Source organism: Clostridium cavendishii DSM 21758 (assembly GCF_900141845.1).
Lineage (GTDB): Bacteria > Bacillota > Clostridia > Clostridiales > Clostridiaceae > Clostridium_AG > Clostridium_AG cavendishii.
The window spans coordinates 126,814-138,427 of the sequence record NZ_FQZB01000014.1; the positions used below are offsets into that span (position 1 = coordinate 126,814).

Genomic DNA, 11,614 nt, shown 5'->3' on the forward strand with positions numbered 1-11,614 from the left:
CATAAAATAATACTTATCATTAAAAAGCTTAAATACTTATTTAAATATTTTTTAACACTTCTTAATTATTATGTTCTATATAATTTTCACTCAACTCATAAACTATATTACTAAAATTTATTCAGTTAAAATAATTTATTATTTAAATTTTGATTTAAATTGCAAGATTTTTTCATAGAAAAATATGTATTATTAAATATATATATTTATTTATCCTATTTCTTTTATTGAATTTATTTAATTTATAACATAATTTTAAAATTAATAATTTATAAATTATATTAAGCAATTTTAATATTAAATAATATACTTCTAATATAATTTAATATTTTTAGATTTAAATAGCTTTCATTTTTAACAAAAAACAAAAATATTTGTTTAGACTTAGGAAGAGTCTTAATATATTCATTTTTATACCAATTAGGATAAATTCTTGTAAACTCTTTGATAATTAAATCTAATTCATTTTCTTTGAAATCACTTTGTATCCCATTTAATATAGCTCCATACATAACTATTTTTATACCTATAAATTCTATTTCTTTCTTAAAATCTTTATTTATATTTTGATTAATATATTCATATGCATCTAAAATAGAATTCACAATACAATTATTTTTTGGTTTGTTATTTGAAAGTGAATTAATTCTATAATAATAATTATATAAATTTTTAGAAATAATTCCATTTTTTTTAGACTTAGATAACAAAACTGGAATTATAGCAACATCTTCTGCATTAAATTTAGCAGGTATAAGAAGATTATCAAATAATTTTTTATTAATTAACATGCAACATAAAGAATCAAAGGAATATGCTAAAAACTCTTTTTTACTAAGGCTATTTTTCAAATTTCTTGTTGGACTCATAGCCTTCTTTTTTCCATTGTCATAAACTCTAAAATAATCACACATAACAATATCTAAATCTTCATTAATAGCATCGTTATACATGTTTTCCAAATAATCCAATTCATACCAATCATCACTATCCATAAATGAAATATAATCCCCATTGGCAATTTTTATTCCTTTATTACGAGATACACCTGGACCACTATTTTTATCATTTTTTATTAATTGATATATTAATGAGGATTTTTCTAAATATTTTAATAATAAATTATATGTTTGATCCGTTGAACAATCATCTATAAATATAACTTCAAATTCCTTAAAAGTTTGATTTTCTAACGACTTCAAACAATTTTTCATTAAATGATATGAGTTATAACATGGAACTATAACTGTAACTTGGGGCATTTTCTTTATTCCTTTCCATTTCTTGATAACTTTTTTATTATCATATCTATATTTTTATTGTAATATTTTTCAACTTAAAATTTAAAAATTTTATTATACATTTCTTTATTTTACACTTATTGGTTAGTTTATTATTCAATCTTATTTTATCATATAATTCGGTATTTTTCACTTTATATTTTCTTACTGCACCAAAATAAAGTGCAAATATTATACTATCCCAACTATACAAATTAATATTATTTTTTTCTTTAAATTCTTGAAGTTGTCCTGCTATATACATTTTATGTATACAATTTTTATAATTTAATGCACTCATTATAGATCCTTCTCTTATTCTATAAAAATAAAAATCTATTGGAAAGTATTTAACTTTTTTAGCATAAAATATAGTCATAAACATAAACAGGGTATCTTCATGTAATAACCCTTCCTTAAAAAATAATTTATTATTCTGCAGCATCTCTCTTTTATAAAAATTCGTAACAACTTCAACTCTAATAGAATCATTATTTTTTTCAAAACTCTTTTCCCAAAAATCAATCCCTGTACATATATTTAATTTTGATAACTTTTTTCTCCTTCTTTCCATATCTTTTGTAATATAAGCACCATCATCTCCAAGATATTTCAATTCTCCAAATATTATGTCTAAATCTTCTTCTTTACCATTTTCAAATAATTCATAATATTTTTTCCAGTCTATGTAATCATCACTATCTATAAAAGATATATACTTTCCTTTAGCCAAATCTAATCCTGCATTTCTTGCACCGGAAAGTCCCTTATTTTGTTGTATTATTACCTTTGTTTCTTCAGGATACCTATTTTTATATGTATCTATAATTTTTTGACTTCCATCAGTTGATCCATCATTTACAATAATAATTTCCTTATTAATTCCCTCAATAGAATAAATCGAATTTAAACAATTTTCCAAATATTCTTCCACATTAAAAACAGGAATAATAATACTTAGATCCATCACATTTCTCCTTGTATAACATATTATTATTTTTTTATAAGTTTGCTTTTATTACTATCTATCATATATTTTTTTTCAGAATAAGACATTCCTTCTATATTAACTCCATATCCTTTATTTTTATCAAGATACTCTTCAATTGTGCCTATTTTTTTAGCAGGATTTCCGCCAATAATAATTCCTTTTTCATTAAAGCTTTTAGTTACAACACTCCCTGAACCAACAATAATATCATCTGCTAATGAAATTCCCGGAAGAATAGTGACCCTAGCACCTATAAAGCAGTTTTTACCTATTATAATTTCGCCAAATATATCAGTATATTTAGAGCATACCTTACAAATACTATTATCATGAGTAATTAATTGAACATCATTAGAAATAGTAACATTGTCATTGATTGTAATTAAATATGATTCCGATGTTATTATATTAGAATAAATATTACAATTTTGTCCTATAAACATTCCACTTTTTCTAAAAAATCTTATCATATAATTCATATTTCTACCTGTTAATATGTAAATAAACTTTGCAATCCAATACTTTAAAAATGTCATAATTCCTCCATAATTTAATATTATATTTTATAACGTTATATTGCTTTCACTTTCAATTGTGTTTGTAGTTACCGTTTTTATTTTATTATGGAGTAACCAAATTGGTGTCTTAATTAATCCTATAAATGTTCCAAAGCCATAATACAAATGAATTAAAAAAAACAAAATTGGTAAGCTAATAAAATAAACACAAAATTTCTCTTTTATTGTAGATAAAATACTCATACCTATAGCTGCAAAACAGTACATTGACCATAAAATAATAGCAGGTGTTTTTATACCATTCAATAACATAATGGTAGTAATAATTATAAATATAAAAAATACAAGTGGCACAAGGTGATAAATAGAAAAGCACTTCGGACATACACCCATTGTTAAACCAATCCAATATCCATTTGAATATTTCTGTTTTAATAATTTCGAAAATGTATTTCGTGAATATCTAAATGAATATATTTTAGGATCCAAAAGAAATTTATATCCTGCCTTTTTCATTCTATAATGCATCTCATTGTCCTCAGTTCTGACAAGTCGTTCGTCATACAATCCAACTTTTTCAAAGACTTCTTTTTTATATGCCGCAAAAGCTATTGTTTTCACATACCTTTTTTCGCAACTCCTTCTAAATTGAGCTACACCTCCACCAAATGCAGAATTTTCAGCCAATAATAATGTTCTTCCCCAATTACTTTTAGTTTCTACAATACTCTGTACTCTCCCACCACATATTTTTTCATTTTCCTCAATACACTTCACATTATTTTTTATAAAATCTTTAGGTATAGAAGTATGCGCATCTACCCTTAATATAATATCTCCCCTGCTTTCTTTTAACGCAATATTCCATCCACAAGGTAATGTCCTTTTATAATTATCTAAAACACATATACGTGAAAAATCATTTGATGCTCCTTTAAATTTTTCCATTACTTTTCTCGTATTATCTTCTGAAATTCCATCAACTAATATAATTTCAATATTTTCATGATTATAATCCTGTTTTTTTATATCCTCTAAAAGTTCATTAAGTTTTTCTCCAGCATTATAAGCTATTATAATAAATGAAACTAACATGAAACCCTCCCTAAAAATTATTATTTTTCAATATGAATACAATGTTTTTAAAATTAAATTTCTATCATAACCAATACTCAAACTTTTCTATATATTTTATGTTAAGTTCAACTTTCCTTGCCATAGTCTCTTCTATATGAACTTGTTATAGATTTTCACATTATGTAAGAATTATATTCTAATTTCTATATTTTATAGATGCAAAATATATAATTCCATATCTTATATTAAGCACAATTTATTGGCATCCACCGTATAATTAATTCTATATACTTAGAAATTACTTGCTTCAAACCCATAAAACCCATATCTACTAGAAAATTATTAATAAATTATGATAATTTATACATATTTTAAAAAAACACCTTCTTCATTTTCTAAACTTCTTAAAGCTCTATTTTTCTCTAACTGTAATACTAAAAACTCCCCTATATACTTCACAAACTAATTTAATTAATATTAAAGAAATTCTTTCAAACACTTTATAACATATTCTACATTTTCATTATTAAGCAAAGTATTAAGAGGCAAAGTAATTTCATTCTTATACATAGCCACAGCATTAGGATAATCATTAATATCAAAACCTAATCTTTTATAAGCTGTTAACATTGGTAATGGTTTATAATGAACGTTCGTTGCCACTCCCTTATTAGCCATAAGTTCTATAATATTATTTCTATCTTCTTCATTCTTATCAATTAATCTAACCAAATACAAATGTCCGCTTGATTCATATTCATTTGTAAAATGTTTCAATGTGCTAATATTTTCATTTTCATAAAAACACTCATCATATTTTAAAATTATTTCTTTCCTTTTATTAAGTATACTTTGATATCTTTGTAATTGCACAATACCTATAGCTGCCATTATGTCAGTCATATTACATTTATAAGCTGGTTCTAATATATCATATTCCCATGCACCTAATTTAGTTTTTGAAAGTGCATCCTTAGTTTGTCCATGTAGTGATAAAATCATATAACTTTTATATATATCTTCATTATCAATACCCTTAATATTTCTCCAAACAACTGCTCCACCTTCTGCTGTTGTAAGATTTTTTACTGCATGAAATGAAAAACTTGTAAAATCTGCTACTTCTCCACTCATTTTTCCTTTATAACTTGCTCCAAATGAATGTGCCGCATCTGCTATAATAGCTATTCTACCAATTGCCTTTTGAATATCATTCTTAGGAATAAACAAATCTTTTTTATTATTTACCACTTCAAAAATCTTATCATAATCGCACATTACCCCTGCAATATCAACTGGAATAATAGCCTTAGTTCTCTCTGTAATTGCATCTGCAATTGCATCATAATCAATATGAAAAGAATTTTCTCCCGAATCCACCAATACAATCTTTGCTCCTACATGATGAATAACACTTGCTGAAGCTGTATATGTATAAGCCGATGTAATAACTTCATCGCCTTCACCAATCCCAAGTAATCTTAAAGTCATCTCCAAACATGCTGTAGCTGAATTCATTGTAACCGCCCTATCTGTGTTACAATATTTTGCAATTTTTTCTTCAAATAATTTTGCCTTTCTCCCAGTAGTAATCCATCCTGATTTTAAAACTTCTATTACTTCATTAATTTCATCTTGTGTTATATCTGGTGGCGAAAAAGGTATTCTCATATATTCATTCTCCATTCATTTTAACTATATATTAATTTTCATTTTATCTATTTCGTTGCTGCAATCTCTTCTAATTCATTTTTCTTATAAGTAGGCACTATCTCTTCAACCTTTTCAACAATACCTTTTGCATCTTCTTTTTCAACAAATTCTTGTAACTGTTCAAAGTTTTCTTTAAGCTCTTTAAAATTAATAACCATAGGTCTTCCAATAAATATTTTCTCATGAACAGTGTTTTGTAAGCCTTCTTCAGCCATTAATAATTCTTCATAAAGCTTTTCTCCAGGTCTTAATCCAGTTACTTCTATTTTCATATCCACATTAGGTTCATATCCTGAAAGCCTTATTAAGTCTTTTGCTAAGTCATATATTTTAACTGGCTTGCCCATATCCAACACAAATATTTCTCCACCTTTAGCATAAGCACCCGCTTGAAGTACAAGTTGTGCAGCCTCTGGTATAAGCATAAAGTATCTTGTTATGTTCTTATGTGTTAATGTCACAGGGCCACCTTCTGCTATTTGCTTTTTGAACAACGGTATTACTGAACCGTTACTTCCAAGTACATTTCCAAAACGAACTGCTACATATTCTGTTTTACTTATTTTATCTATAGCTTGTATTATCATTTCACAAATTCTCTTAGTAGCCCCCATTATATTAGTAGGATTTACTGCTTTATCTGTTGATATTAATACAAATCTATTAACTCCAAAACTATTAGCACATTCTGCTACATTTAAAGTACCAAAAACATTATTTTTAATAGCTTCTGTAGGATTAAATTCCATTAAAGGCACATGTTTGTGTGCTGCAGCATGAAATACTACCTCGGGCTTATAATCTTTAAATATTTGTTCTAGCCTTCTTCTGTCTCTTACTGAAGCTATAAATACCTTTTGATTTAATTCTGGGTACTTTCTTAAAAGCTCATTTTGAATATCATATGCGTTATTTTCATAGATATCTAAAATCAAGAGTTCCTTGGGATTAAATCTCGCTATTTGCCTACATAGCTCTGACCCAATCGATCCCCCACCTCCAGTTACTAAAACAACTTTATTAGTTAGGTATTCCGATATACCATTATGCTCTAGCTTTACTTCTTCTCTTCCTAATAAATCCTTAAGATCAACATCTCTCATCTTATTTAAATTAACCTTATTATCCATTAGCTCGTACACACCTGGCATAAGTTTAACCTTAACCTTCGTATTGTTACACAATTTTATTAATTCTTTTTTAGATTCACCTTCTAGAGTGGGTATAGCTATAATTATAATCTCTATACCTAAACCCTTAACAATTTCTTCAATATTATATCTATTACCAAGCACCCTAATTCCTGAAAATGTGCTTCCAATTTTATATGTACTATCATCTATAAACCCTACAGGATTATAATTTAATTCTGGATGTCTCTTTATTTCTCTAAGTACCATATCACCGCCCCATCCAGCTCCTACTATAAGCACTTTTTTACCATCTTTAGAATTCTTCATAGACAAATTAATATTTAGTCTTCCATAAATTCTAAAAGACATTCTATACCCTACTATAAATAATATATTGAGCATACCGGCTATTATAGTAACTTGTATTGGTATTCTAATTGGTAAAAGCAAACTGAATATTAAACTCACAATTGTTCCTGATATACACCCTGCCACCCCTAATAATACTTCTTCTATACTTGCAAACGTCCATAAACTTTCATATAGTCTAAATAAATAAAATGAAATTAAATAAATTAAAATTACAATAGGCAACTGTTCCTTAACTAATCCAAAATATTGTTGTATAACATTGCTTTCAAACCTTAAACTAAAAGCTATTAAATATGAAAATAATATAATTCCAATATCTATAATAACATGCAAAACCTTAAAATATTTTCTATTCATCCATATCTCACCTCCAAATTAATAACCGATATTGGTTTTAAATATGTATATATTACTTAAGCAAATAAATTTTATGTTAAAATATTAACATCTTCGTAATTAAAATAATTATTGTTTATCTTTTTATTTTACAATATTAGTTAAATATTTTTAAATTTATTCATTTTATATTAACACTCATACATTATATCTTAATTTTTTCACTTAATCAAAGTTACTTCCATATTAACCAATCTATATTTTTACTATTTTATATGTTTTTTTCGAATATAATTATAAAAACTTTAGAAATATAGGTTTTATTTAGTCATCAAATATATAAGATTTTATTTCGTAAAATTTTATATATTTATATTTTATAAATACAATATTTTTTTGAATTTTTTACCTATTTAACATTAAAAATTGTCGAATTTTTTATATAAATTTAATATAAAATTATTACCTTAACTGTCAATATAATTAAATATATTGCTTTTTTCGCCAATATAATTATATTCAAAAATGCATTTATGATATTTAATAAAATTAAGTTTAAATTATATAACTTTATTTAGCAAACTATTATATCTCAAATAATTGAATTATAAACTCTAAGTTGTTATAATAAATATGCTTATTTAGTTTTTACTTAAGCATATTTATACATAAAAAAGTCACATATTCGAATACAAACTTAACTTTAAAACTATTTTATTTAACGCGGGGGTTTAACTTATGCCAGTTAGAGTTGCAATACTTGGTGGACCAAGATGTGGAAAAACTACTTTAATTCAACAACTTTATGTTGATTTAAAAATAAGAGGATTAAGTGTTGGTGCTGCGACAGAATATAGCACAGAGTACTTAAAGGAAAAGGGCATGATTGAAAGTATTGCTGAGCAATACGGTATATATTTAGGACAACTTCGTCTTGAAGAGAGCTTAAATGAATTTGATTACGCTATAACTGACTATGCTACTTTTGTACCTTACATATATGGACGCTTTATGCTTGGAAAAAGACATAGAACTCAAAAGGAAATTGAAATACTTAAAGATCTGTATCATTTAGCACTTAAGGATCTTCAAAAATACGATCATATCTTTTTTGTGCCTAGAGAATTTGGTTATGAAAAAGATGGCGTTAGATGGCAAGATGAAGATATAGCTAAAGCAGTAGACCAAGCTATATTACAATTCCTTGAAAGTGAACATGTAAACTATACTACTATAACTGGTGCTACTAAGGAAAGATCTGATAAGATTATTTCTATTATGGGACTAGCTAAAGAAAAAATCATACCAACTGTAAAAAAGTCTAATAAGCAATAAACAATCAAACAAGCTATCATAACAGATAGCTTGTTTGACTATTTTATTTATTTCTTGGATCAATAATCTCGAATATATCTATCAATTCACTAACTAATGATTGTGCAAATACCGCATTAGAATAATGATCTTCTGAATGCACAACTAAAAAATTTGTATTTTCATCCTTACTATTCATTGCCTCTGATAATAATTCAATATGAATTTTAGATGCACTTTCTAATTTTTTAGATGATTGACTTATTAGCGTCCTCGCCTCATTGTAATTTCCTTCTTTAATTTTTTTTAATGAATACATAATATCACTTTTTGCATCTCCTGCTTCTGCTATTATTCCAAATACTTTTTCTTCTAATTTCATATCTACAATTAATACCTCTTCTCTCTAAAAATCAAAATTGTCATCTTCTAAATCTTTTTTTAATTCTTTTTCTTTCTTTAATTCTTCTCTTTCCATTACTTTAAAAAATGGATAATATACAAACGTCATTAATATTATACTTGAAAATACTACTACTATTGCCTTCCAATCTAAAGTCATTATAAAAGCTCCAACCCCTGGTGGTAAAAAACCTGGCGGTTCAGCTACTGGTATTCCTATAATTCTACTAGAGAACATTAAATAATTTATTCCTCCTAAAATAACAGGTCCAAAAACAAAAGGTATAAACATATATGGATTCATAACTATTGGTGTTCCAAAAATAACTGGTTCATTAATACCAAATATTGATGGTATAAATGCCACTTTTCCCATATTACTAAAACTTTTAGCTTTGCTCCTCATCATTAATATTACTAAACCTATAGTAATTCCTGATCCCGTTACTTGTAATACACTATAATAAAATCCTATTGTAAATATATGAGTTGGTTGACCGCCACTAGCTATAGCTGTAGCATTTTGTGCCATATAACTTGTTGCTATTGGCATCCATATACTTGATGTTATTGCAGCTCCATGTAATCCAAAAAACCATAATAACTGTGTTATTAATAGTATAATCATAACTGCTGCAAGGCTATCTAAACTATTTATGGCTGGTGCCAAAAAATTCATTATAAGCTTAGGTATAGGCTGCCCCGTTAAATTTTTAGTTACTACAGCTAAAGTATTAAATACTATTACACAAATTATCATTGGAATTAAATTATTAAAACTTTTGCTTACTATACTTGGTACTTCTTTAGGAAATTTTAAAACCATATTTTTTCTGTTTAATAATCTAATAATCTCTACAACTATAAATGCTACCAATATACTTACAAATAAACCTTGAGCATCCAAATATCCACTTTTTATAGCTCCTTCTGAAATATCACCACAAACTATAAATTGTGATATTATAGCAGTTATTCCCGCTTCTACTGCACTTAATCCGTATTTTTTAGCTAAGGAATATGCAATAAAAAACGCCGAATATATGGATATTATCCCCATAGTAAAATTATTTGGAAATAGGAACACCCCCATATTATTATTCAAAAAACTTTTAAATACACAACTTGGTAGTAAGTTACTTAATGCTATAAATAAAAGACTTATTGAGCCAACTATTATGATTGGAGTTATACAAATCATACCTTCTTTCATGGCTTGTATATGCACTTGACCTTCTATTTTATTAGCTATTGGAACCAACCATTTTTTAAGTTTTTCCTGTATACTATTCATTTGAAGTTCCCCCTTTTAGACATATGATACAAAATAGACGAGTAGATTAGTCTAGTATTTTTTTGAATATGCCCTAAATAAAATTTTATCTGTTTCTGTATAATTTTATAGCAGTTTTCATAACTGCTACAGCATCCATTCTTCCATAATCTTGAGTATTTATAACTTGAACTAATTCAGTGTAAGGTTTAGATATATTCTTTATTTCATCTTCTTTAAATCTTATTTGAGGACCTATTAAAACTACATCTACTTTATTACTCTCAAAATAAACTCTTAAATTATCTACTGAAGTAGCTTCTATTTTTATTTCTTTTGTTCTTAACTTTTCATGCTCCTTACAAAACGTTTTCATTTTTTCCACTAATACACCTGTTGATGCTCCATTTGCACATACTAAAAGAATATTCATTTCAAAACTCCCTACCTTTTTTAAAATTTATTTATATTATTATGCTGAAGCTTATTTTAAGCTCCAGCATAATCTATTTTTTAATTACTCCTGCCATGCATTGAACTTAAAAGCTGTCTTTATTGATTTTTCTGGACTGTATACTTTTAAAATTTCTTCATAACGTTTTTTGTAGTTATTATCTACTTTTAATTGTGGTATCACTTTACTAGCTTCATGTAAGAAATGAAAAGAATCTCTTCCCATTTCAATTCCTCTTGCAGTATGTTTATCTAAAGCGACATCCATTATTTCAGGTACTTTTCCCATCGCAAATCCCTTTATTATTATATTTTTTAATAAATCACTAGATCTATCCTTTTCACAAGCACAAAGGTACCTTATAGCATGTATAAAATATATGGGTCTATCTCCATCTGCATATTCAAATTGTTTACGCATTTGACTTAAATTATTTATTAAAATAGGCGCATTTACATCTCCCATTCCTATATCTTCAACTGTTATAGTTATCAATCTTCTCCATAATTTTTCTTCTAGTTGAGGTGATGATATATATAATTCATAAGCATATTCACAAGCCTCCTCAACCATTCCCCTTCTTATAGATTTTTGTAGTGATGATATTACTTCATCCGCATTTAATCCATTTCTTGTTTTAACCCTTGCCCAAGGATCTGTAGCCAATTTAATTTTTACTGCTTCATCATTCATTATTTATACCTCCATAAATTTTATATTTTAGTTTATACTCTATTTATTAGCAATATTA

General features: G+C 26.4%; 11 protein-coding genes. 1 reads left to right on the top strand and 10 read right to left on the bottom strand.

What is annotated here, in order from left to right; genetic code table 11:
* Positions 1-281: 281 nt before the first annotated feature.
* The 6 genes from BUB01_RS16545 to BUB01_RS16570 form a co-directional block, all read right to left on the bottom strand.
* A complete protein-coding gene (locus tag BUB01_RS16545) occupies positions 282-1,262 on the bottom strand; it encodes a glycosyltransferase family 2 protein (protein WP_072990541.1) in 981 nt (326 codons plus the stop codon).
* Between the two features lie 46 nt (positions 1,263-1,308).
* Positions 1,309-2,247 carry a glycosyltransferase gene (locus BUB01_RS16550; RefSeq protein WP_072990544.1) on the bottom strand — a complete coding sequence of 313 codons (939 nt, stop codon included), beginning with the start codon at positions 2,245-2,247 and terminating at the stop codon, positions 1,309-1,311.
* A 26-nt stretch (positions 2,248-2,273) separates the two neighbouring features.
* Positions 2,274-2,807, bottom strand: coding sequence for an acyltransferase (locus BUB01_RS16555; protein WP_072990547.1), 534 nt, complete (start codon positions 2,805-2,807; stop codon positions 2,274-2,276).
* A gap of 27 nt (positions 2,808-2,834) precedes the next feature.
* Positions 2,835-3,884 carry a glycosyltransferase family 2 protein gene (locus tag BUB01_RS16560; protein WP_072990550.1) on the bottom strand — a complete coding sequence of 350 codons (1,050 nt, stop codon included), beginning with the start codon at positions 3,882-3,884 and terminating at the stop codon, positions 2,835-2,837.
* Positions 3,885-4,343: 459 nt separating this feature from the next.
* The gene (locus BUB01_RS16565; protein WP_072990554.1) at positions 4,344-5,537 is read right to left on the bottom strand and encodes a DegT/DnrJ/EryC1/StrS family aminotransferase; all 1,194 of its coding nucleotides are present in this window, start codon (positions 5,535-5,537) and stop codon (positions 4,344-4,346) included.
* 47 nt (positions 5,538-5,584) lie between these two features.
* Positions 5,585-7,441: a polysaccharide biosynthesis protein gene (locus BUB01_RS16570; RefSeq protein WP_072990558.1), complete on the bottom strand. Its 1,857-nt coding sequence runs from the start codon at positions 7,439-7,441 to the stop codon at positions 5,585-5,587.
* Between the two features lie 717 nt (positions 7,442-8,158).
* Between BUB01_RS16570 and BUB01_RS16575 the strand changes: the two genes are divergently transcribed.
* The gene (locus BUB01_RS16575; protein ID WP_072990562.1) at positions 8,159-8,755 is read left to right on the top strand and encodes an AAA family ATPase; all 597 of its coding nucleotides are present in this window, start codon (positions 8,159-8,161) and stop codon (positions 8,753-8,755) included.
* 43 nt (positions 8,756-8,798) lie between these two features.
* On the opposite strand, the gene BUB01_RS16580 is transcribed toward BUB01_RS16575, so the two are convergent.
* From BUB01_RS16580 to BUB01_RS16595, 4 genes are all read right to left on the bottom strand, one after another.
* A complete protein-coding gene (locus BUB01_RS16580; RefSeq protein WP_072990565.1) occupies positions 8,799-9,116 on the bottom strand; it encodes a PTS lactose/cellobiose transporter subunit IIA in 318 nt (105 codons plus the stop codon).
* Positions 9,117-9,140: 24 nt separating this feature from the next.
* Positions 9,141-10,430: a PTS sugar transporter subunit IIC gene (locus tag BUB01_RS16585; RefSeq protein WP_072990569.1), complete on the bottom strand. Its 1,290-nt coding sequence runs from the start codon at positions 10,428-10,430 to the stop codon at positions 9,141-9,143.
* An 85-nt stretch (positions 10,431-10,515) separates the two neighbouring features.
* The gene (locus BUB01_RS16590; RefSeq protein WP_072990572.1) at positions 10,516-10,842 is read right to left on the bottom strand and encodes a PTS sugar transporter subunit IIB; all 327 of its coding nucleotides are present in this window, start codon (positions 10,840-10,842) and stop codon (positions 10,516-10,518) included.
* Between the two features lie 84 nt (positions 10,843-10,926).
* Positions 10,927-11,556, bottom strand: coding sequence for a hypothetical protein (locus tag BUB01_RS16595; RefSeq protein ID WP_072990575.1), 630 nt, complete (start codon positions 11,554-11,556; stop codon positions 10,927-10,929).
* Positions 11,557-11,614: the final 58 nt, after the last annotated feature.

Bases quoted from the DNA above. Each gene is read 5' to 3' on its own strand.
- BUB01_RS16590 (WP_072990572.1), bottom strand. From the start codon at position 10,842: ATGAATATTCTTTTAGTATGTGCAAATGGAGCATCAACAGGTGTATTA.
- BUB01_RS16555 (WP_072990547.1), bottom strand. From the start codon at position 2,807: ATGACATTTTTAAAGTATTGGATTGCAAAGTTTATTTACATATTAACA.
- BUB01_RS16575 (WP_072990562.1), top strand. From the start codon at position 8,159: ATGCCAGTTAGAGTTGCAATACTTGGTGGACCAAGATGTGGAAAAACT.
- BUB01_RS16550 (WP_072990544.1), bottom strand. From the start codon at position 2,247: ATGGATCTAAGTATTATTATTCCTGTTTTTAATGTGGAAGAATATTTG.
- BUB01_RS16595 (WP_072990575.1), bottom strand. From the start codon at position 11,556: ATGAATGATGAAGCAGTAAAAATTAAATTGGCTACAGATCCTTGGGCA.
- BUB01_RS16580 (WP_072990565.1), bottom strand. From the start codon at position 9,116: ATGAAATTAGAAGAAAAAGTATTTGGAATAATAGCAGAAGCAGGAGAT.
- BUB01_RS16570 (WP_072990558.1), bottom strand. From the start codon at position 7,441: ATGAATAGAAAATATTTTAAGGTTTTGCATGTTATTATAGATATTGGA.
- BUB01_RS16560 (WP_072990550.1), bottom strand. From the start codon at position 3,884: ATGTTAGTTTCATTTATTATAATAGCTTATAATGCTGGAGAAAAACTT.
- BUB01_RS16585 (WP_072990569.1), bottom strand. From the start codon at position 10,430: ATGAATAGTATACAGGAAAAACTTAAAAAATGGTTGGTTCCAATAGCT.
- BUB01_RS16565 (WP_072990554.1), bottom strand. From the start codon at position 5,537: ATGAGAATACCTTTTTCGCCACCAGATATAACACAAGATGAAATTAAT.
- BUB01_RS16545 (WP_072990541.1), bottom strand. From the start codon at position 1,262: ATGCCCCAAGTTACAGTTATAGTTCCATGTTATAACTCATATCATTTA.